This window comes from Paenibacillus sp. J2R1T-4, from assembly GCF_059692235.1.
On record NZ_JCAUBA010000010.1, the window covers coordinates 217,192 to 238,771 of the forward strand.

At 47.7% G+C, this 21,580-nt stretch carries 17 protein-coding genes and 1 riboswitch; of the genes, 13 read left to right on the forward strand and 4 right to left on the reverse strand.

Annotation, left to right across the window (positions count from 1 at the left end; genetic code table 11):
* Positions 1-37: 37 nt before the first annotated feature.
* From AC58QD_RS18350 to AC58QD_RS18375, 6 genes are all read left to right on the forward strand, one after another.
* Positions 38-1,066 carry an ABC transporter substrate-binding protein gene (locus AC58QD_RS18350; protein ID WP_497335840.1) on the forward strand — a complete coding sequence of 343 codons (1,029 nt, stop codon included), beginning with the start codon at positions 38-40 and terminating at the stop codon, positions 1,064-1,066.
* The gene (locus tag AC58QD_RS18355; RefSeq protein WP_497335842.1) at positions 1,063-3,132 is read left to right on the forward strand and encodes an iron ABC transporter permease; all 2,070 of its coding nucleotides are present in this window, start codon (positions 1,063-1,065) and stop codon (positions 3,130-3,132) included. The genes AC58QD_RS18350 and AC58QD_RS18355 overlap by 4 nt, the downstream gene beginning before the upstream one ends.
* A 103-nt stretch (positions 3,133-3,235) precedes the next feature.
* A complete protein-coding gene (locus AC58QD_RS18360) occupies positions 3,236-5,518 on the forward strand; it encodes a helicase C-terminal domain-containing protein (protein ID WP_497335844.1) in 2,283 nt (760 codons plus the stop codon).
* 110 nt (positions 5,519-5,628) lie between these two features.
* Positions 5,629-6,054, forward strand: coding sequence for an SRPBCC family protein (locus tag AC58QD_RS18365; RefSeq protein WP_497335846.1), 426 nt, complete (start codon positions 5,629-5,631; stop codon positions 6,052-6,054).
* 1 nt (position 6,055) lies between these two features.
* A complete protein-coding gene (locus AC58QD_RS18370) occupies positions 6,056-6,454 on the forward strand; it encodes an ArsR/SmtB family transcription factor (RefSeq protein WP_497335898.1) in 399 nt (132 codons plus the stop codon).
* Positions 6,455-6,589: 135 nt separating this feature from the next.
* The gene (locus AC58QD_RS18375; RefSeq protein ID WP_497335848.1) at positions 6,590-7,426 is read left to right on the forward strand and encodes a C39 family peptidase; all 837 of its coding nucleotides are present in this window, start codon (positions 6,590-6,592) and stop codon (positions 7,424-7,426) included.
* Between the two features lie 60 nt (positions 7,427-7,486).
* Here AC58QD_RS18375 and AC58QD_RS18380 read toward each other — a convergent pair whose 3' ends face one another.
* Positions 7,487-8,707 (reverse strand): MFS transporter, encoded by a 1,221-nt coding sequence (locus tag AC58QD_RS18380; protein ID WP_497335850.1) that lies wholly within the window; start codon positions 8,705-8,707, stop codon positions 7,487-7,489.
* A 110-nt stretch (positions 8,708-8,817) separates the two neighbouring features.
* A riboswitch (ZMP/ZTP riboswitch) is annotated at positions 8,818-8,898 on the forward strand.
* Between the two features lie 101 nt (positions 8,899-8,999).
* On the opposite strand from AC58QD_RS18380, the gene AC58QD_RS18385 reads away from it, so the two are divergent.
* The 5 genes from AC58QD_RS18385 (at position 9,000) to AC58QD_RS18405 (ending at position 13,452) form a co-directional block, all read left to right on the forward strand.
* Entirely contained in the window at positions 9,000-9,875 is an 876-nt protein-coding gene (locus AC58QD_RS18385) for a bifunctional 5,10-methylenetetrahydrofolate dehydrogenase/5,10-methenyltetrahydrofolate cyclohydrolase (protein ID WP_497335852.1), read from the forward strand.
* A complete protein-coding gene (locus AC58QD_RS18390; protein ID WP_497335854.1) occupies positions 9,868-10,512 on the forward strand; it encodes a cyclodeaminase/cyclohydrolase family protein in 645 nt (214 codons plus the stop codon). Before AC58QD_RS18385 ends, AC58QD_RS18390 begins: the two co-directional genes overlap by 8 nt.
* 226 nt (positions 10,513-10,738) lie before the next feature.
* Positions 10,739-11,341, forward strand: a complete 603-nt coding sequence (gene purN / locus AC58QD_RS18395) for a phosphoribosylglycinamide formyltransferase (RefSeq protein WP_497335856.1) — start codon at positions 10,739-10,741, stop codon at positions 11,339-11,341.
* Between the two features lie 86 nt (positions 11,342-11,427).
* Entirely contained in the window at positions 11,428-12,777 is a 1,350-nt protein-coding gene (locus AC58QD_RS18400; RefSeq protein ID WP_497335858.1) for a CapA family protein, read from the forward strand.
* A 42-nt stretch (positions 12,778-12,819) separates the two neighbouring features.
* Positions 12,820-13,452, forward strand: coding sequence for a fumarylacetoacetate hydrolase family protein (locus AC58QD_RS18405; RefSeq protein ID WP_497335860.1), 633 nt, complete (start codon positions 12,820-12,822; stop codon positions 13,450-13,452).
* Between the two features lie 706 nt (positions 13,453-14,158).
* Here AC58QD_RS18405 and AC58QD_RS18410 read toward each other — a convergent pair.
* Positions 14,159-15,343: an HD domain-containing phosphohydrolase gene (locus tag AC58QD_RS18410; protein WP_497335862.1), complete on the reverse strand. Its 1,185-nt coding sequence runs from the start codon at positions 15,341-15,343 to the stop codon at positions 14,159-14,161.
* Between the two features lie 478 nt (positions 15,344-15,821).
* Here AC58QD_RS18410 and AC58QD_RS18415 point away from each other — a divergent pair, with 478 nt between their 5' ends.
* Positions 15,822-16,676, forward strand: coding sequence for a DUF92 domain-containing protein (locus tag AC58QD_RS18415; protein WP_497335900.1), 855 nt, complete (start codon positions 15,822-15,824; stop codon positions 16,674-16,676).
* 20 nt (positions 16,677-16,696) lie between these two features.
* Here AC58QD_RS18415 and AC58QD_RS18420 read toward each other — a convergent pair whose 3' ends face one another.
* Positions 16,697-16,918, reverse strand: a complete 222-nt coding sequence (locus tag AC58QD_RS18420; RefSeq protein ID WP_497335864.1) for a hypothetical protein — start codon at positions 16,916-16,918, stop codon at positions 16,697-16,699.
* A 170-nt stretch (positions 16,919-17,088) separates the two neighbouring features.
* Between AC58QD_RS18420 and AC58QD_RS18425 the strand changes: the two genes are divergently transcribed.
* Entirely contained in the window at positions 17,089-20,406 is a 3,318-nt protein-coding gene (locus AC58QD_RS18425; protein WP_497335866.1) for a response regulator, read from the forward strand.
* Positions 20,407-20,469: 63 nt separating this feature from the next.
* Here AC58QD_RS18425 and AC58QD_RS18430 read toward each other — a convergent pair whose 3' ends face one another.
* Positions 20,470-21,384: an HAD family hydrolase gene (locus AC58QD_RS18430; RefSeq protein WP_497335868.1), complete on the reverse strand. Its 915-nt coding sequence runs from the start codon at positions 21,382-21,384 to the stop codon at positions 20,470-20,472.
* Positions 21,385-21,580: the final 196 nt, after the last annotated feature.

Consider the following 21,580-nt stretch of genomic DNA (forward strand, 5'->3'; position numbering starts at 1 on the left):
TGAGAATCATTATCAAGAATATGGGGGAGTTATTGTTATGTCATCAGTATTTAAATCCGTTTCCTTAGTGCTTACACTCGCACTAGTATTTGTCACAGGCTGTGGAAGCAAAACGGAAGAAACCAAGCAACCAGGAGCCACTGCTGCTCCATCATCATCGCCATCGGCTTCAGCAAGCCCTGCTGCTCCGCCAGCAACGAAATCGATCAAGCATGCTGCAGGCACAACAGAAATTAAAGGCACACCTAAAAAGATTGTAGCCCTGGAATGGGTTTATGCTGAAGACGTTTTGGCACTAGGCGTTCAACCTGCAGGCGTAGCCGACATTACTGGTTACAAAAGCTGGGTAAACGTGAAGCCTGCTTTGGGAGCCGATGTCGTTGATGTCGGAACACGTCAAGAGCCAAGCTTAGAGAAGATCGCCAGCTTGAAGCCAGATCTTATTATCGGGGTAAGCTTCCGGCACAAAGCGATCTATGACAAGCTGACCGCCATTGCCCCTACATTGTTATATGAACCGTATCCGGCAGAAGGTAAAGGAAGCCAGTATCAGGAGATGGAAGATACATTGAAATCCATTGCCGATGCATTGGACAAGAAGACAGAGGGCGAGACTGTCCTTAAGAATATGAACGCTACATTTACCAAAGCAGCCGAGAAGCTTAAGGCGGCTAAGAAGGAAGGTTCCGAGTTCGCATTGGCTCAAGCCTTCACCTCCAAAGACATTCCAGCCATACGTATTTTCACCAATCAGTCTATGGCTGCAGAGATTCTTCAGAAGATAGGCCTTAAAAATGCGTTCCAATCAACCAAGTTTGAAATGTATGGGTATTCGGAAAGCACTGTAGAAGCACTCCCCGCTATCCAGAAAGCTAATTTCCTCTATGTAGTGAACGACAAAGATAATATTTTTACGAACCAATTGAAGGATAATCCTGTGTGGAAAGGTCTTGCATTCGTAAAAGAAAATCGGACTTACCCCTTAGGCGGAGGCACATGGTTGTTCGGCGGTCCTCTATCTGCAGAAGTGTTCGCTAATCAGGCAGCTGACCTGTTGAGCAAATGAGTATGATACGAGCTCAAGCGAGCAAAAGAGTGAAGATGTGGAATGGAAAACAAGCAGTGTTAGCGGCCTTTGTATTTATTGGGGGCCCTCTCCTGCTTTTTGCCTTGTTTTTGATTGATATTAGCCTTGGACAAGCGGATTTGAAGGTTCGCACCGTATTCGAAGCGATTGTTAGCCCAACGGATTCACTGGAGCATAATATGGTTCGATACTTGCGTATGCCTCGCGCTATGATGGGCGTGCTGGCTGGCGGAGCATTGGCAGTTGCCGGTGTGCTGCTTCAATCTCTTACTCGCAATCCAATGGCTTCTGCTTCTACGCTCGGGATTAACGCAGGCGCTTATGCCGCTGTTGTTGCAGCAACTGTATTTGCTCCTTCCATGCTGCAGGGCTTCTCGCTATTAGTCGCCCTCCTTGGAGGCATACTTGCAGCTTTGCTCGCTTATTTGCTTGCAGGCGGTATGAAGTCCACTCCCGCAAGAATGGCCTTGGCCGGGATGGCTGTCTCTATGATCTTTGCTTCCGTTACAGGAGCGATGCAGCTGCTCTACGAGAACCAGACAGCAGGTCTCTTCCTGTGGGGCTCTGGAACGTTGACTCAGAATGACTGGAGCGGGTTCTTGTTCAGTTGGCCTTGGATAGCAATCTGTACAGGTATTGCTCTGACACTGGCTCCTTCCATGGATATATTAGCGCTCGGAGATGATACTGCGCGTTCATTGGGACAGAGGGTCGCTCGTACACGCCTTATTGGTTTATTGACGGCTGTGTTCCTGGCTGCTGTTACGGTCAGTGTAGTAGGTCCAATCGGATTTGTTGGACTTATTACCCCTCATTTGATTCGGCTTCTTGGGTTTCGCCGTCATTTGGTTCTGATCCCGGCGTCACTTATATGGGGAGCGGTTGTCGTATTATCAGCTGATGTGTGTGTGCAGCTGTTCATGAAGAAGTTCGGCATCCTGCCTGTAGGGGCGTTTACCGCCTTGATTGGAGCGCCTTTCCTCATATGGCTGACGATAAGAACGATTAAGATGCGATCGGACTCTACGGGTCAGCATGATATGAATGTCGGCATTGCCCGCAGACGCATCCCTTTCAAATGGCTCATGACTGGTACCGTTGTCCTGTTCATTTGTTCGATTGTATTGGCTCTATCGCTTGGGGACTTGAAGTTTAGTCCTGCTGAATTGTTCGCTTTGTTAACGGGCGGAGGCTCTGATTTTGCCAAAAGCATCATAATTGATTTGAGACTTCCCCGTACCTTGGTTGCGGCATTGGCGGGAGCAGCTTTAGCCGCAAGCGGGATGCTGCTGCAAGGCGTGGTGCGTAATCCTTTGGCTGACCCCTCCATAATGGGGGTGACATCGGGCGCGGGTGTAGGAGCTCTGCTCCTCTTAATTGCCTGGCCGCAGATGCCTGTTGCTTTATTGCCGGCGGCAGCATTTGTTGGAGCATTGGCAGCTGCTTCTATCGTGTACTTGATCGCCCGTAAAGGAGGATTTCAACCGATCCGAGTAGCGTTGGGAGGAATTGCAGTGTCGGCATTCGGCACGGCCATCATCCAAGCACTGGTCATCATCTCAGGCTTGAAGGTAGCTGTGGTTCTGGCGTGGATATCTGGCAGCACGTACGCACGAGGTTGGAGTGATTTGTCACAGCTTGTGATATGGCCGATCATACTGCTTCCGCTAGCCTGGTTATTGTGCCGGAAGCTGGATCTACTAGGGTTGGGTGACGAATCTGCAAGCGGATTAGGGATTAATGCGCATAAGACCCGGCTGTTTGCTGCAGCCATAGCCGTTGCACTGGCAGGCGCTGCTGTAGCTGTCGTCGGGACAGTTGGTTTCGTTGGGTTGCTCGCCCCGCATGCGGCACGGATGTTGAGCGGTTACAATCATAAGCGATTGCTGCTGCTGTCCACGTTGATGGGCGCTGTTCTGCTCGTGCTGGCAGATTTGATCGGAAGAGTAGCTTTGGCACCGAAGGAAATACCATCTGGACTTGTGGTAGCGTTAATTGGTGCGCCTTATTTCTTGTGGCTAATGCGTAAAAGCTTGTCGCGTTAATTTCATTTCTCTTATACGAGCTTTCCATCATCATTGTTGATGGGAAGCTTTTTTTGCTATAATGAAGGAACAAATGTTCGTTCATCCTATTAAAGGGGCTATTATGTCAAATACGATTCCATTATCCGTTCGGTATTTAGTCGAATATGTATTCATGAGCGGTAGTATTGACTCTGGATTCCGCACAACGGGCTCGCTTATAGAGGGAACCAGGGCACATCAGAAAATACAGAAGCAATATAGGGAGCAAGATCAGAAGGAGGTCTACTTGTCCGCCGAGATTCCATACAAGGATCTTGTATTTGTGTTGGATGGACGATGCGACGGGCTGTTACAGGCTGACGATCTGATGACAATCGAAGAAATCAAATCAACTGCGAGTGACCTTGATCATATAACGGAAGACCGGTTCCCTGTGCACTGGGCGCAAGCTAAATGTTATGCCTATATGTATGCTAGAGAGCATGGAATGGAGCGAATGGCTGTACAACTAACCTATGTCCATGTGGAGACGGAGGAACAGAAGCGGTTCACAATAGAAGCAACCTTTGAGGAATTGGAGTTATTCGTTCTGGAGACTATACAACAGTACGCTCCTTATGCAGAGATGGTGTTCCAACACAGGCTGGAGCGCGATCAAAGCATCGAAGCTCTGTCTTTTCCATTCGCTGCTTACCGTCAGGGTCAGAAAAAGCTCGCGGCCGGGGTATACAAAAGCATCGACGACAGCTGCAAGCTGTTCGCAAGAGCTCCGACCGGTATAGGCAAGACAATCTCTACTACCTTCCCGACCATCAAAGCTATTGGAAAAGGACTGCTGCAGCGCTTTTTTTATTTAACCGCCAAGACGATTACGAGAACTGCCGCCGAAGAGGCTTTTTCTTTGATGCAGTCCAAGGGCTTACACCTTCATACCGTCACGCTCACAGCAAAGGACAAAATATGTTTTCAAGAACAAGTAAGCTGCAGGAAGGAAGATTGCCTATACGCGGATGGGTATTATGATCGGATCAATACTGCTGTTCTAGATATTTTATCTAATGAAACACTGATCACACGGCCCGTTATTGAAAGCTATGCCCGCAAGCACACCGTCTGCCCGTTCGAATTCTCATTAGATGTTTCTTATGCGGCGGATGCGGTCATTTGCGATTACAATTATATATTCGATCCACGGATATCCTTGAAGCGGTTATTCGCCGAACAGAAGAAACAAACGGCAGTCCTTGTAGACGAAGCACATAATTTAGTAGATCGTGCGAGGGAGATGTTCTCCGCAGCTCTTGTCAAATCTGATTTCTTGGAAGTTGTGCGCGCCTTTAAGGGAGTGAACTCGGAGCTTCATCAGGCGGCAAAAGCTGTGAATGATTATTTCATTGCTTGCCGAAAAGAGTTCTCAGACAAATTTTACGTTGTCCAAGAACGGCCTCAGTTATTGAGCGGGCTCATTGAAGCATTCGTTGTGCAAGCCGAGAAGCAACTAGCTGTCTATCCTTCGAATCAGACACTGCCTCTGCTGCTCGACACTTACTATGCCTCCCAAGCCTATTTAAGGGCTGATAAGTTATATGATGAGCGGTATGTTACGTACTACGAGATTGTCAGAAATGATGTTCGTGTGAAGCTGTTCTGTCTGGATCCCTCTTATTTGCTGCAACAAATGGGTAAAGGCTATAGATCCCATATTTATTTCTCAGCGACATTATCGCCAGGTTCCTATTATATGGATATGTTGGGAGCGGGTCCTGAGGATTACAAGTTATCGATACCATCACCATTCTCGAAGGAACAGCTGGATGTATCGATTCAGCCCTTATCTACGCGTTACCATGATCGGGAAAGAACCAAGGGACCATTAGTGGAGCTGCTGCTTCAACTTGTTGAGAATAGTAAAGGGAACTTTTTATTCTTTTTCCCCTCATACGAATATATGAATAGTGTTTATGAGGCTTTTGTAGCGGAAGAGAGAGGGACTAAGATCCGAACTTTATTGCAGCATAATGAAATGACAGAGGAAGAACGGGAGCAGTTTCTATCCTCCTTCGATGCGAGTAATACAAATACCATGGCTGGGTTTGCCGTGATGGGCGGCATATTCTCGGAAGGGATCGACTTGGTCGGAGATCGGCTTATTGGCGTAGCGGTGATAGGGGTAGGATTGCCTCAGATCGGATTGGAGCGCAACATTATCAAGCAATATTTTCAGAGTACAGGGAGGAATGGGTATGATTATGCCTATGTGTTCCCAGGTATTAATAAGGTTCTGCAGGCAGGCGGGAGGTTAATCCGTTCAGAACAAGATCGAGGTATTCTAATGCTCGTGGATGACCGGTATTTGCACCCCCAGTATCAGCGACTATTGCCTGAGGAATGGAGAAGTGAATGAGAGGGAGCCTTTAGTGATTGACACGAAACCAAATGGTTTCGTATAATGAAAAGAGAAACCAAATGGTTTCGTAAATGCAAACAATTAATATTTATCGGAGGAATTAACAGATGGGAAATAACAAACAAACTACGTTGGAAGACATCACCAAAACATTGGTGCTCAAAGCTCCCATTCAGAAAGTCTGGAATGCTGTCGCTACTTCTGAAGGAATTGCAGCCTGGTTCATGCCGAACAATTTTGAACCCGTTAATGGGTATGAATTCGTTCTAAATGCAGGACCTTTCGGCGATTCCCCTTGCAAAGTAACGGAGCTGGATCCTCCGAATCGGCTTTCATTCACATGGGGGAAGGACTGGACGCTAACCTTTGAACTTGTCGATCTGGAAGGAACAACAGAGTTTACTCTCATCCATTCAGGTTGGGATGCAGATAGTGTTACTGAATTCGGCGAGTCACATGCGATTGTGCGTGAGAAAATGTCTGGTGGCTGGAGCGGCCTGACGGTGGCTCTTCGCAACTATGTCGAAGCCTGAGATGGCAGCGCCTGTGCAGAAGCATGATGTCTTCCAGGCCATTGCTGATCCAACCCGCCGCAGCTTGCTGAGACTACTGGTCGATAAAGAGATGCCTGTCACGATAATAAGCGGACATTACTCGATGACTCGTACAGCGGTGTCCAAGCATCTCCGCATACTGGCTGAAGCGGGGCTTGTTAAGGAAAGGAAGGTAGGTAGGGAGACCCGATATCGATTGGATCCTGATCCCCTGCTGGAGCTGAAACGTTGGTTAGCCTTCTTTGACCGGTTTTGGGATAATAAGATGGAAGCTCTAAGGAGGTTTATAGAATCTGACGAGTCGGAAGATCGTGATCCATTGGCCTCGTTAGAGTTGGTAGATAAGATGGAACCGAAACGGAAGGCAACAATTGAATAAATTAATTAAAGAGGTCCATTACGGGCCTCTTTTGTTTTATAGTAGAGGAAGCGTGTATGTGATTATGCTGGCCTTAAAAGTTTAATGAAGAGTAATTAGATATAGTACTGTTAGTTATGTTTGACGGAGGTGAGTATGATGAAGATGAAGATCAAATCCATGAGTCTCTTAATAGGAGTTCTTACTCTCATTTGGCTGTTGATCAGATACCCCTATCTAGGAGAAGAAAGACAGCAAGAGGCGGGGATCTATTTCAGCCATATGGAGAATACATCGCTTGTTAATGAAGTTCCTTATATCCCCTTTGGCCACACAGAGAATACTGCGATATTCGAGACGACTATTACGGAGGCTGCAGATTATCAGATTCCAAGCAATATTATTGATGTACCTGCAATGAATCAGTTTCCAGAATTATATAACGGCTGCGAGATTACCAGTCTTGCGATGCTGCTGAATTTCATGCAAATTCCTGTCGATAAGATGGATCTTATCGGCCTTCTGCCTGTGGATCCTACACCAATAGAAAAGGGTGAAAATGGTGAAATTCAGGTATGGGGGGATCCCGATGCGGGATTCGTGGGAGATATTACAGGCAATACGATGGGATATGGGGTTTATGTAAATCCGATTGCTGAGACACTGGAAGCCTTATACGAGCCTGGCGCGCTTATTTTAAGCGGACAAGATTTTACTGAAATCGAGAAGATTGTTGCCGCAGGTAAACCAGTTATTGTATGGAACACAGACTCCTTCTACCCTGCCAATGAAAAGATAACCTGGTTGACACCCGAAGGCAAGGAAATATCGGCCTCGTTAAATGAACATTGCGTGGTGATTGTAGGATTTGATGATCAATATGTTTACTTGAATAACCCTATGGATGCGAGAAAGGGGCAGCAAGTAGGGAAACAAGCCTTCATTGAGGCTTGGGAACAGATGGGAAGTCAAGCGCTGACTTACGCAGAGTAAGACGCTTGATCCGGCTTTCGGCTAGCCGAGAACAAATTGCTCAGGTGCAGTCAAGTCAAATCAAGTTCGCCTGACATCCTTCTGAAGGTTGTCTTTCTTTCGAACTAATGTCTGATAGACCCAGACGGCATTCACAACTAACAGCGCACTGGCGATATAGAAAATACCTCGGATGCCTATAAAAGCGGATAATGCTCCCCCAACGATTGGTCCAATCATGTTACCCAGACTGAGAAAGCTGCTGTTGAAACTATAGGCGCGGCTCTCCATCCCATCAGGCGTGAATTTACGAATTAACGCATTAACGGAAGGGAGCAGCCCTCCCATGAAGATCCCGAGCATGAAACGAACGGCGAAGAGCTGCCATACATTCAGCACCAATGCTTGCGGGATGAATGTAAGAGCCGAACCGATTAATGAGAATAGCAATATTTTGACTTGCCCAATACGATCACCCAATCGTCCTAGAAGCGGAGAGGCGATCATATTAGAGATGCCTGTAATTGACCCGACTAATCCGGCGAAGAAAGCTAGATATTCACCCTTGCCGTGAAGCTCCTGCACGAACAATGGCATTAACGGCATCGAACTTAACAAGGAGAATTGAATAAGCAAGGTGACGGTGAAAAGCGCCATTAATTGCGGAATCCCGCTTAATTCCTTGAACCCTGCAATAATCGAGACACTTGGTTTCCTTGCAGCATCCGCCAGGTTGAAGTTCTCTTTGACGACGAATAACGCTAACATCGATGCGATAAAGAGCAATCCGCCCGTAATGTAGAATATGGGACGGAAGCCAATCCACTCTGCTAGCAGTCCCCCCATTAAAGGACCCAGAATCGTGCCGGCGACTCCTCCTGATTGGAGGGTCCCCATTGCAAAGCCCATACGATTCTTAGGTGCAGTCGCTGACATTAAGGCAACAGCCGCCGGGACGTACCCAGCAATCGTGCCGTTAAGAATACGCAAGAAGAGTAGGTGCCACACATTGCCTGCCAGTCCCATTAAGGCCATGACGATAGCCATCCCGAAGCCGGATCGAAGCAGCATCACCTTACGTCCATAACGATCGGCTAACTTTCCCCATAACGGCTGGAAAAAGAACGAAGTGATGAAGTTTCCGGCGAACACTAAGCCTGCCCAGAAGGATACTTTATTCGGATCCGTAATGCCCAATTCTTGAATATATAAAGGTAAGAAAGGAATAACCATCGTCATTCCAGCCATTACCAAAAACTGACCGAACCATAGTACGATCAGATTAAGTTTCCAGTTTGCCATTAAGTTGCCTCCAGGTGTTCCATGATGCATGCTTTATTATAGCATTAACGATGGACAATCATACAAGTTATTTGGTATTGTATGGGTATTACATAAGACATACTTACGATTACGGTCTGGGTAACTGGCGAAGCGTGGAGTACCACGGGGGAGCCCTGACTGTCATAATACCGTTCGCCTGGGTAGAGTATTTGGAGCTGACTTGAGGCCTGCTAATGCAGGAAGCCGTCAACTTGGAATGCTTTTTTTTGTGTTTCTGGATCATCTCACACAATGAAGGAGAGGATTAGGAATGAGTATTCAATTGCGAGGAAAAGCTGTTGCCGAGGAACGTTATGAAATTGTAAAAGGTAAGCTTGAGCTGCTGCGGCAGAAGAATGAGACGATTAATCTGGCTGTGCTCCTGGTAACAGGCGATCCAGCTTCGGCTTATTATGTGCAGGCCAAGCGACGAATTGCGGAAAGGCTTGGGATTGGATTTCATTTATATGAATTCAGCCCGGCATGTTTGGAGACAGAGTTGATTAATTGTATTCAACAATTGAACGAAGATCGTTCCATTCATGGCATCATGCTGGAGCTGCCGTTACCGCGCCATATTGCTACGGCACGAATAACAGAATTGCTGTCTCCCTGCAAGGATGTAGATGGCGTAACTCCAGCAAATAAGCTGGCACTGCTCACAGGTGCTCCAGGTCTTGTACCTGCAACACCACAAGCTTGTATTATGCTGGCCCAACATTACGGATATCCACTAGAGGGTCGCAATGTAACTCTAGTTGGCCGTGGACAAACGGTCGGGATGCCGCTATTTCATCTATTACAGCGAGAAAATGCAACAGTCACTGTCTGTCATTCTAGAACACCGAATATCAAGCATCACCTAGCACATGCAGACCTCGTTTTCGTAGCGGTCGGCTCCCCGGGGATTATCAACCAAGAAATGACTCATGAACGTCATGTCATTATTGATGCAGGCATCAATGAGCTGCCTGATGGTTCAATCGTCGGAGATGTTGAGGCTTCAGTAGGTGAGATTATTGCGGCCTTTACTCCTACACCAGGCGGCGTGGGATCGCTGACAACCGCGATCTTATTCGAAAATGTGCTAAAGGCATACGAAATGAAAGCAACTATGGAAGTGCAGGGAGGAATGAACGATGAGTGAGACCAATCAGCCGCAGCTGGATCATAGTATTCGATCTTTTCTGCAATCAGCGAGTGCAGCAAAACCGACACCAGGGGGAGGAAGCATAGCAGCACTTGTAGGTGCGTTAGGTGCTTCCATGGCCGCAATGGCCGCTAACTTTTCTACTGGTGCGAGGTTCAGCTCGATATCAGAACAAGTGGACGATGCTTTAAGACATTTACAACAAACGGATAGGGATTGCGAGGATTTACTCGAGGCAGATATTGTTTCCTTTGAGCGGTACATGACAGCAATGAAATTACCCCAAGTGACAGAGGAGCAAAAAGAAATACGCAAGCAAGCAATTCTTACAGCGTCCATGGAAGCTGTTTCTATACCTCTTCGTTTGATGGAAGTGTGTCTAGAGGCATTGAGAGTAACGGAAGTGTTAGCGCCTCTTGCCAATAAGAACGTCATCTCCGATCTAGGAATTGGGGCATTACTATTCGAGGCTTCAGCTCAATCCGCGTTGCTTACAGTGGACATCAATCTGGCTGCGATGCAGGCTTCTGAGCTGCGCAGTGAATATAAACATAAGAGTGAAGGCCTGATAAGTGACATCGTGCGACTGAAGGACAATATCGTCCAACAGGTTAGACAGCGGATCATGCAATAGGAACGGAAATATAGTCCAATAAAACGCAAGACAAAACATCCATACTATGGTAATTTGTTCGGAGAAGCTTAACAAAATGACTATCTGGATTATTTATCTCGACTGGGCGACAAGTTCCACATCACGTTCGAGCATAATCCTGCAAAAGTGTCCAGGGAGGAGCTTGCTCAATGTTACGAGTGTGCCGCCTTGCTTATTCAAAAAAGATTGGAGATCACAACTACTCATGAGTAAACCGAACATAGCTCTCTTCGCGTCACATAATGGTTCGAATGTCCAAGCTATTCTTGATGCATGCCAAGCAGGTATTCTGGAAGCTCAAGTATGTGCAGTGATCAGCAATAATTCAGGCTCCTACGCTTTGGAACGGGCTCGACTCCACGATGTACCGGCCTTCCACTTAAGCTCAAAAGCATATCCGGACGAGCAGGATCTGGATGAAGCAATCTTGCGAACCTTATCTGAACAGGATGCGGACTGGATTGTTCTCGCAGGGTATATGAAGAAGTTAGGTCCAAAGACATTAGGGCGTTACTCGAATAAGGTGGTTAATACGCATCCCTCCTTGCTTCCTAAGTTCGGCGGGCACGGCATGTTCGGGATGTTTGTTCATGAAGCGGTTCTGGCAGCAGGCGAGAAGGTTACAGGCATTACGGTTCATCTGGTAAATGAAGAGTATGATGAGGGACCGATCATTGCACAGAGTGAAGTGCCCGTCTTGGCAGGAGATACGGTTGAGACTCTAAGCGCAAGAGTGCAGGAGAGGGAACGCGAATTTTATGTCGAGACCATTAATAAGCTTTGCCGGGGAAACTATCAGAACAAATGATGCAACTGTTACGTAACGTATTGTAGCCTCTAATCTATCGAAATCTGCTATAATAGACTATGATATTCGACGATGGGGAGTTACAGATGAGAGAATCCAGAACAGAAAGACATAAGAACAGCAAACAAAAAACCCGTATATGGGGACGTAAACAATTTGTGCCTTATGCAGCCTTGCTCCTGTTAGCCGTATTCATTCTAACGGTGTGGGCGATGACGAATCGTGATCCGGGAGGGCAGACCGCCCAACCAGAACCGACTCTGGCTAAGCCTAGTCCCGGAACCAATTCGGACAATAAGCCAAGTATCACTCCAAGTCCCAGCAGCCCTAAGCTACCAGATAGCAGTAAAGAGACTGCCATGCCCAGTGCAACTCCTACTCCAGCTCCAACAACCACTACTACCCCTGCACCTGGCGGAAATGGGAATTCGAGCGGCGGGACGGGCAACACCGGTGCAGTAACATGGCCTGGTGATGACTCGCGGGTGAGGCTGTCCTTCGTGGGAGACGTGATATTCGCAAGCACCGTTGAGTACATATTGCAGGACAAAGGTTTCGATTATCCTTATTCGAGTGTAAAGCCTTTTCTGCAAGAGGCTGATCTTACTATTGCTAACCTCGAAAGTCCGATAACGAAACGCGGTGACGAGCAGAAGAAAGAGTATGTGTACCGATCACCTCCTGAAGCTTTACCGGCTTTCAAGGAAGCGGGCTTCGATCTGGTCAATCTGGCGAACAATCATATTTTGGATTATGGAGTAGAAGGTTTGTTAGATACATTCGACAATCTGGATAAAGCCGGTCTGAAGAGGGTAGGCGCAGGCCGCAATGTCAAAGAAGCGTTCCAGCCCGTTGTGATCGAGAAGAAAGGGATGAAGATTGCTTTTGTTTCTTTCAGTAAAGTGGTTCCTACTGCTGATTGGAAGGCTGGTAAATATCCTGATGGCAAGGATCGGCCAGGAGTAGCGGACACATATGCACTGGAGATGCCTCTCGAATCGATTCGACAAGCCAAAAGTATGGCGGATATTGTAATCGTAATTGCTCATTGGGGAGTGGAGCGTAATGATCTGCCGGAGGCTTACCAGAAAGAATACGCAAGAAAATACATTGACGCGGGAGCGGACCTGATTATCGGCGGACACCCGCATGTCCTGCAAGGCTTTGAGTCTTACAAGGGAAAGTGGATTGCCTATAGCCTGGGTAATTTCTTGTTCACGACTAGATCCGATGCGCCCAAAACATGGGATTCTACCGTGCTCCAAGCTTCCTGCTCGAAGCAAGATGGCTGTGAGTTGAAGATGGTCCCTGTGTTGACCAAGTGGGCTCTGCCGCAAATTATGCAGCAACCAGAGAGCATTAAATTGTTCGAGCGGCTGTCCAGTATTTCATTCGGAGCAATCGTGGATAAGGATGGCATGGTTCGTAAAAAGTAGACTTGTGTCAATCATTCGAAGATAGGCAGGGGACAAGAGAAAATGTTGGAGCAAATCAAAAATATTTATTGCATCGGAAGAAATTACAAGGCTCACGCATTGGAGCTTGGGAACGCCGTTCCGGACCAACCGATGTTATTCGGGAAGCCGACTCATGCGTTAATTGCTATGGATGGCAGTGATATCGTGCTACCCGGCGGCTCTGGCGAAATTCACTATGAAGCAGAGCTCATTATTCATATTGCCCGCCCTTACGAGGCAGGTATCCGTGTAGATGAGCTGGTTGATCGCTATGCGCTCGGTATAGACTTTACCCTTCGGGATGTCCAAGCGGAGCTGAAGAAGAAAGGCCACCCATGGCTTGCTGCCAAAGGTTTCCGTCACTCAGCCCCGATTAGCGTGTTCCGTACATTCCCAGGCTTCGCTGCTGTGCAAGAGGAAGATTTCACTCTGCAGAAGAATGGCGTTGAAGTTCAACGGGGCAATGTGAAGAATATGATCTTCGACCTGCAGGTGATTGTCGATTTCACGGCTCGTCACTTCGGTCTCGGTAAGGGCGATATTATTTATACTGGTACCCCTGAAGGTGTAGGAGCTGTAGCGGATGGCGATTTGCTCGAGCTTCGTTGGGGATCCGAATTGTGGGGAGCTAGCACGGTCCGTTTGAACGGGTGAGCAACTTACAAATAATTAAGAACCTGGCCATTGGCCAGGTTCTTTCGTTGTGTGATGACATGGACTCCGGGAGCCGAACGAGTGAAATATGCGGGAAAAGTCCTGTTAAAATGGGCTCCGGGGGTCGAACGATTTAGCAGGTTGAGTTGGACGTAAAATAGTGGAGATGAATGGTTGTTGAATGAGTGGAAATTGCTTTAATGAGCTAAAGTAGATGTCGAAGAATTATACATAGATAGGTAAATTGAGCCTGTTTTCAGCTGTAGATGTATAAAATTTCGACATCTAGACCTGAAAAGGGCAAGAATTGGGGTGAAATAAGGCCGATTCCGATCAAATGCAGCTTTAGATGTACAATTCTTCGACATCTAGAAGCTGAAAAGAGTCATTTTTAGTCGTCTATGTCGAATTTTTATACATCTAACATTGTCGTTGGGTATCAGAACCGATTTGAAGATGTTCTTGCAGCAAACCTGGAGGCAGAACGTAACTCCCAGAGAGAAAGAAGCACAAAAAGGGCGTGGGGATGGAGTGGAGAAACGAAGTGGTTGCCTTTGTACTTGAATGCTCACCATATAATAATATAATCCAAGAATTCAAGTAGAAAGCAATCGTAACTCATCCCTTATGCCCTCCCACGCGCCAATCTGAACTCAACCGTCAAGGACCTCTAGATGGCCTGCTCCAGAGTTTTCCTTAGAAACACTTAACTCGACTGCTGCTCCAAAATATTATCGGCGTATCGATCGCGAATGTCCAGTATCTTGGGTAAGCATTCCATAAAGGCATCAACGACTGCCGGATCGAAATGGTGGCCGCGTTCTTCTTTGAACAGATTCAGAATTCGATCCAGTTCCCAGGCTTTTTTGTACACCCGATCGCTAGCCAAGGCATCGAACACATCGGCAATTCCCGTAATACGGCCGAAAATATGAATATCTTCTCCGGCTAATCCATGCGGATACCCTTTGCCATTCCACTTCTCGTGGTGCTGCTCGGCTACGATAGCTGCTGTTTTGAGGATGTGCCGCTTGGAATTTTTGAGCAGGTTGTAGCCAATATCGGTATGAGTCTTCATAATATCGTATTCTTCTTCCGTCAGCTTACCCGGCTTCTTCAAGACGGAATCAGGTATTGCCACTTTTCCTATATCATGCATAGGGGAGGCCATCTTAAGCAGCTCGCAATCGGCCTGGCTCATTCCTAGTGCCTGAGCGAGAATATAGGAATATTCGGCTACACGCTTGACGTGATTACCCGTTTCCTTGGAGCGGCTTTCTCCGATCTCACCCATCGTAAATATTATTTCCTTCTGTGTTTCTTCAATTTCTTCAGCAAGCATGGCAGATTCAATGGACTTACCGGAATAAGAAGCAGCAAGCGTCAAATTACGCAGGTCTTTATCTGAAAACACTTGGCTCGGTGTCATTTTATTAATCGCCTGATAGCAGCCCATGATCTCCCCGCTGTTATTACGGAATGGGATGACCATCATGGCTTTGGTCGAATATCCTGTAATCTGATCGGTCTTGAGTGCTCCATTGACTAATACTTCCCTGTAAGGAATGTTCGTATAGGCATCGTCGATAAAAATGGGCTCGCCCGTAGCGATACTGTGCCCAGCCAGTCCGGCACCAAAAGGGATACGCAGCTCAGACACACCATGTGCAACCTTGGTCCATAGTTCCCCACGCTGTGAATCAAGAAGCCACACCGTACATCGATCGGCGACGACGATTTCTTTGCCCATATCGGCCATTAACGTTAGAACATTGTCGAGATTGCGCTCGTTGGCAATTTTGGCGGCGTAGCTAAGAATGACCTGGAGAAGCTCTTCCGAATCAAGGTCTCGCTTAATCCGGGGGGTATCAAATTCATAAGTTTCGTGCACGATAACACTCCTCGCCCCATCTTCATTTTATGACGCTTATTCACACCTTTAAGGTTGAACCTTATATCCTACGCCCCATACGATCTTAATATATTGCGGTACTTTCGGTTCAAGTTCCACTTTTTCGCGTAAAATCAACAATATGTACGTCAACTGACTGTTCCGTTACAAAAGATTCGAACGAGTCTAACATTATTAATAATTCCTATCGCCTAAAATCCTCATAAATGTTAAGAAACTGTTAGCGGGGATAGGTCTTTTAACCAGTAAAAGGAAATATTTATCCTACCTTTTTACTATACTATATGCCCAAATGATCGTCTAGTAGAGTTGAATCATTGTGGCTCTGTTGATTGCTTTTGGTATAATGGGAACAATAGAATGTGCAAGTAGAGTACATAAGAGCAGGGGTAAGCACGCAAACCGATTCGGGATATTACAATGCACAGATAGATCGGACAGAACAGGAGCGGGAATGATGGATAATAGTTGGTGGATAGGTCTAATTGGAAGTGGGTTGATTGCTGGAGCAGCTTATGCGAAAAGGTCTTTGACGGCTTCTGGAGCTATCTCCGCTATCGTACTGGGGACGTTGCTGTATGCGTGGGGGAGTGCGGCCTGGTTCGGTACGCTGATCGCATTCTTTCTCTCTTCGACCCTGCTGTCCAAGTGGAAGCAAAGAGCAAAGGAGTCAGCGGAGAGCGGATTCGAGAAATCGGGTCATCGCGATGCCGTGCAGGTGTGGGCAAATGGTGGGTTGGCTCTGCTGTTGTGCGTGGGCCATGCAATCTGGGCGCACCCAGTCTGGTATGCGGCTTTTGTTGGCGTGCTCGCTGCGGTCAATGCGGATACGTGGGCGACGGAGATCGGCAGCCTGAGCAAGACAGCGCCTCGGTCCATTCTGACCGGGCGCAAAGTACTGAAGGGCACGTCCGGAGGCGTGACCCTGCTTGGTCTTACCGCCACGGCAGCTGGCGGTCTATTCATCGGTGCAGCAGCCTGGGCGCTGCACCAGCTGGAAGCAGCACTGGCTGGAGGTGACCCAGCCAGTGCTGCCGCGCTAAGCGCATCAGCATTTGGCCTCGGCCAACTGCTGATGCTGGGCGCGCTCGGCGGAGCCGCCGGCTCGCTGGCGGACTCCGCCCTCGGGGCCGCGTGGCAGCGGATGAACCGCTGCCGCGTATGCGGCCGAGAGGTCGAGGCGCGCGAGCATTGCGGCGCGCCGACAGTGCACGCCCGCGGGCTGCCGTTCCTCGGGAACGACGCCGTCAACGTGCTAGGCTCCCTCATTGGAGGAGCCTTAGCTGCTTGCGCCGGTGCGCTGCTGTTCTAGCGGTTGCTCCGCCTGCGCCTTCAGGATACTTCCAGATACAGCTTAGTCCCGTCGCGGTATTGGAAGATTGCGACTTGGCTCATCAGTTGAATAGATAAGATTTGTTTGAATTTTTTGCGGAATTCAAAGTTATATTCTAATTCTGTAAGTTTATCGTTTAGTCGTTTAAGGCCGGCAGGGGTACCATACTGATGGACAGGAATCGATTTGTTCTTGAAAGAAATTACAGCTGTGTTCATCATTGTCATCATCCTTTCGTTACTTTGTACCCTTTTAATCTACTAAATAAACATAAGGACACGATGAAAATAAGATGAAAATAAAATTTAAATTCTTAGTACTTGCCTAATATTTATCCTTTATGCTAACGAGAAGCATTCATTCACTGACCAGACATAACGGAGGGATCACCTTGATTCGAGATTTGTTCGTCAATATTGCCTTGTTGACCGTGTTTATATTTTTCGCCGGTCAATGGTTTTTGAAAGCGGATTCGGAGACTAGAGCCCTTCTGCGTTACAAGTTGATGATCGGCGGCATCATGGGAGTATTCGGCATCGTGCTATTGTTTGCAGGTATCCATATCGAAGGCAATAACATGTTGGATCTCAGGCATCAAACCGTATTTGCGGCCGCAGCACTAGGGGGGTTACCTGCTTCACTCACAGCGTGTCTCCTTATCGTAATGGGAAGAATGATCATGGATTTCTCCTCCAGTCTACCTGCCGTGATCACGGGTGTCCTTGTTGCGGTTAGCGCAGGTATCATTAGCAACAAAGTGCCTGCCTACAGCAAAAAATGGACAGCTTTCCTGAGCGTCTTCGTCGTGATATTTGTCGTGGATCTGTCCCTTATATTTTCATTTTCTTTTATCGATATTGTCCTTCCATTCCTGCTAATGAATATTTTGTGCGGGGTTTTTGTTGCGGCTTTCCTGCATCATTTGAAGCATTCCAATGGACTGATTGAGCAAGTGCAGAACGTGCAGAAGGAGCTGCTGGATATTTTGCATCTGCAGCCTGGGTTCACATTCAAATTTCGCAAGGAGCAAGGCCGGTTTATACATACAATGGCGGAAGGTCAGCTGCTCTACCAGATCGGAATCGTTCCAGCGGATATAGTGGGGCAACCGTATGTCTCTGGCATGCATTTGCCGGAAGATATAGCGAAGTATATGTTCGGACACTACGAGAGAGCCTGGAGCGGGGAAAGAGTGATGTTCGAAGTTACTTTCAAAGGGTATACGGCCTTAGTGACCCTGGAGCCCATTCTATCGAAAAATGGACAAGTCAAAGAAGTCATCTGTGGAGGAGTGAACATTACTGAACGCAAAAATGCAGAAAAAACATTGGTGGAGAATGAGCTGAGATATAGAACATTAGTGGATAGCCTGGAGGATATGATATTCGGATTCGATGAACAGGGAGTGATTACCTCGGCGAATCAGAAAATCGTGGATATGCTGGGTATCCCCTTCAAGCATATAATAGGCCGTACATTTGTCGATCTTTTCAGCAGCAAGCATAAAGAGGAATGGGAACAATATTTCAACAGAGCTTTGCATGAACGCCGAAGGATCCGTTTTGAGCTCGATATCCAGCTGCCGCTAAGCACGGCTCTCAACAGTACTTATTCGGTTACGCTCTCTCCGGTGTTCGGGGCGGACGCTTCGTTCACGAGCCTTACATGTACAATTCATGATTTGACAGACATTATCAAGAAGAAAGAAGCGGATGAAGCTAATCTGGCGAAGAGCGAGTTTCTGGCAAGAATGAGCCATGAGATCAGAACCCCCCTCAGCGGGATAATTGGAATTACCGAGCTGCTAGGGAAGACACAATTAACGGCCAATCAGCAAAATTACTTGAAAAAAATACAATCTTCCTCACACGCGCTGTTACATATTATTAATGAGATTCTGGATTTCTCCAAAGTAGAAGCAGGCAAGCTGAGATTAGATGAGCAGCGGTTTTATTTTATGGACATGATCCAGAGGCTCTCTGGAACTATATCTATCTTTATGGGAAAGCAGCAAATCGAGTTTGTTATGGATACACCAGATGGAATGCCGGATGTCCTGATTGGGGATTCTTTGAGGCTGGAGCAGGTGCTGCTTAATTTATGCGGGAATGCGATAAAGTTCACAGACAAAGGACTAGTTACGCTTCGCATAACCAAAGTGTGTCCTGAATGGCGGGAGCCGTCTAGCAAAGAGCTCAGGCTGCGTTTTGAGGTAGAAGATACCGGAATCGGGATTTCGCAAGAACAGATCGGTCATTTATTTCAACCTTTTTCCCAAGCGGATGGCTCGACAAGCCGTAAATACGGAGGGACAGGTCTCGGCCTAGTCATTTCGAAGAGCTTGATTGGACTTTTGGGAGGGGAGCTGTCCGTATATAGTGTGTTGGGAAAAGGAAGCCGGTTCTCATTCGAGCTTCACTTCCAGCTGCCGGAAGATGCTAAGGTAGAGCCCTATCACCTGGCCCGGAGTCATAAAGGTTTACGGGTCATGGTGCTCGAGGATTCCGCTATTGTGTACGAACAGCTCCAGGCGGCTCTGGGAGGGCTTCAGCTGCAGCCTGTACGCGTCAAATCCTGGAAGGATGCTATGATGACACTTGCGCATACGGATCCGAACGATTCTTGGGCACTTATTCTGGCGGATATGGAAATGGATGATATGTACGGGATCGACACCTGGCAAGCGCTAAAAGAAGCAGCTATGATGACCGATACCTTGACAATCGCGATGACGTCTGTGTATGGTCGTGAGGAATTAATCGGACTTGAGGCAGCTAGTCGGCCGGATGCGACACTAGTAAAACCTATCAGCCGTTACAACTTATTAGATGCCCTTCAGGCCGTGTTGGATGACCCAAAAACATATGCTTCACCAAATCGGAATCCTCATGCTATAGAAACGAAAGTGCCGAGTAAAAAATCAGCCGGCCGGATTCTGCTTGCTGAAGATAATGAGATAAATGAGCTGGTTGCCACCGAATTGTTGAAGGAGTGGGGGTATAAGGTAGAAGTCGCTCACAACGGGCTTGAAGTGCTGCAAAAGCTGCAGCAGGGAGAGTGGGACTTGGTATTAATGGATATTCATATGCCCGAAATGGACGGGTATGAAGCGACAAGACGAATCCGGGCGAATACCTATTATGACGATATGCCGATTATTGCACTTACCGCTAATGTAATCAAATCCAATCAAGACACTTTTTATCGGATCGGAATGAATGATATTATTACGAAACCCATTGATGTGGAAGTCATGAGACTTACGGTGCGTAAATGGTTAACTCCCGAACCAGCTACGATGGGATCATTGCCCGGGATAGGGTCCAATCCGCAGCTATCGCTTGCGGCAGCAGCAGCGCTTCCTAGTCTTAACGGGATTCATGTAGGTCAAGCTCTTCATCGTCTGGATGGGAAAGTCATGATCTTGATTCACTTGTTAAAAAAGTTCGAAAAAGAGTACCATCACTTCGTAACCGATTTGAACGAAACCATTGAGCAGGGAGAGATGGAGGTTGCAAAGCGGATGCTGCATACTTTAAGAGGCGCTTCAGGGAATCTGTCTGCTTTGGATCTGTTGGCCGCTGCAACGGAGCTTGAGGTTGCTCTAGAAGATAAGCCTGCTTCGGATGATCATCGTATTTTATTGGATCGATTGAATGAGGAGCACTTGCGTGTCCTGGAGTCCATTCGGAGCTTGAAAGAGGAGTAAGATTGGGCAGCATGTTAGTACATATTAAGCAAAACTCATACAAACCTAAATTATATTGGCATCCTACAGGCGGAGCGCAAGCAGTTCGCGGATGACGACCGCTACGCCATCGCGGTTGTGATGCGGCGCAACGATGTTCGCCGAGTCGATTACCGCCGCAGGCGCATGCTCCATCGCCACGCCTAGCTGGGCCCAGCGCAGCATGGCGATGTCGTTCGTATCGTCGCCGAAGGCGGCGACTTGAACAGCGGTGACGCCTAAGAGGCGGCACACCGCTTGCAGGCCGGCGGCTTTGTCGACGCCGGCGGGGTGCACGTCGATCCGGTGGATTTGCGCCGGATCGGAGCTGTAGGCGGCCAGCGTGAAACGCGGGTCCGCCGCCAGCTGTTCGTACAGCCCGCGAATGCAACGGGGCTGTGCCGCTTTGGCTGCGGCAGCGTCTGCTAAGCCAGCTTGTCCTGCGCTGCGATCGACACCGCCTGCATCGCTGACTAGCACTTTCAACCACTCCTCATCTACGTAGCAGCTTGATGACGTCTCTTTTACTTCACCTGCATCGGCTTTCCAATCATATACGCCGCCAACACAATAAGCGCGGTACGATAAGTTGTTATCGAGCGCCATTCGGTGAAGCCATCTTCGCTCTTCATGAGCTAATGAGCTGCGATACAACAGCTCGCCTTCCGAAGTCCACACCTCACACCCATTCGAAGTAACGAATGGCACATTCAGCTTCAATTCCTCAACCAATGGCCGCACCTTCGAAATATGCCTGCCCGTCACTAAAGTAATGGCCATTCCACTTTCGCGGGCTTCCTCGATCGCTTTTCGATTCTCACCAGATAGATGACCGCTTTGATTAAGCAGCGTCCCGTCAAGATCGAATGCAAGCAGCTTAAGCCCGATTTGACCGATTCTGGCTATTTGACGTTGTCGTGTTTGTTTATGTGGATCCTGCTTGAGCTTGTGATCAAACATGCTACATTCCCCCATAAAACAAATTAGGGAGTTGAGTTCCCTTATTGGTAATTTACACCCGATTTTTCAAGAATAAGGGAATAGATGCACCTAGAATAAAAAGTGGACACCCATAACTCGGTAAACAGATAATGAATATACCAAAACCGAGAGGTGTTAACGATGGGCGACAAGAGACAAAGGTATAATGAGACCT

What these genes read in the sequence shown, in the direction of transcription:
- AC58QD_RS18400 (WP_497335858.1), top strand. Translation starts at nt 11,428, where the DNA reads ATGAGAGAATCCAGAACAGAAAGACATAAGAACAGCAAACAAAAAACC.
- AC58QD_RS18420 (WP_497335864.1), bottom strand. Translation starts at nt 16,918, where the DNA reads ATGATGAACACAGCTGTAATTTCTTTCAAGAACAAATCGATTCCTGTC.
- AC58QD_RS18415 (WP_497335900.1), top strand. Translation starts at nt 15,822, where the DNA reads ATGGATAATAGTTGGTGGATAGGTCTAATTGGAAGTGGGTTGATTGCT.
- AC58QD_RS18375 (WP_497335848.1), top strand. Translation starts at nt 6,590, where the DNA reads ATGATGAAGATGAAGATCAAATCCATGAGTCTCTTAATAGGAGTTCTT.
- AC58QD_RS18390 (WP_497335854.1), top strand. Translation starts at nt 9,868, where the DNA reads ATGAGTGAGACCAATCAGCCGCAGCTGGATCATAGTATTCGATCTTTT.
- purN (WP_497335856.1), top strand. Translation starts at nt 10,739, where the DNA reads ATGAGTAAACCGAACATAGCTCTCTTCGCGTCACATAATGGTTCGAAT.
- AC58QD_RS18370 (WP_497335898.1), top strand. Translation starts at nt 6,056, where the DNA reads ATGGCAGCGCCTGTGCAGAAGCATGATGTCTTCCAGGCCATTGCTGAT.
- AC58QD_RS18355 (WP_497335842.1), top strand. Translation starts at nt 1,063, where the DNA reads ATGAGTATGATACGAGCTCAAGCGAGCAAAAGAGTGAAGATGTGGAAT.
- AC58QD_RS18360 (WP_497335844.1), top strand. Translation starts at nt 3,236, where the DNA reads ATGTCAAATACGATTCCATTATCCGTTCGGTATTTAGTCGAATATGTA.
- AC58QD_RS18430 (WP_497335868.1), bottom strand. Translation starts at nt 21,384, where the DNA reads ATGTTTGATCACAAGCTCAAGCAGGATCCACATAAACAAACACGACAA.
- AC58QD_RS18365 (WP_497335846.1), top strand. Translation starts at nt 5,629, where the DNA reads ATGGGAAATAACAAACAAACTACGTTGGAAGACATCACCAAAACATTG.
- AC58QD_RS18350 (WP_497335840.1), top strand. Translation starts at nt 38, where the DNA reads ATGTCATCAGTATTTAAATCCGTTTCCTTAGTGCTTACACTCGCACTA.
- AC58QD_RS18385 (WP_497335852.1), top strand. Translation starts at nt 9,000, where the DNA reads ATGAGTATTCAATTGCGAGGAAAAGCTGTTGCCGAGGAACGTTATGAA.
- AC58QD_RS18380 (WP_497335850.1), bottom strand. Translation starts at nt 8,707, where the DNA reads ATGGCAAACTGGAAACTTAATCTGATCGTACTATGGTTCGGTCAGTTT.
- AC58QD_RS18405 (WP_497335860.1), top strand. Translation starts at nt 12,820, where the DNA reads ATGTTGGAGCAAATCAAAAATATTTATTGCATCGGAAGAAATTACAAG.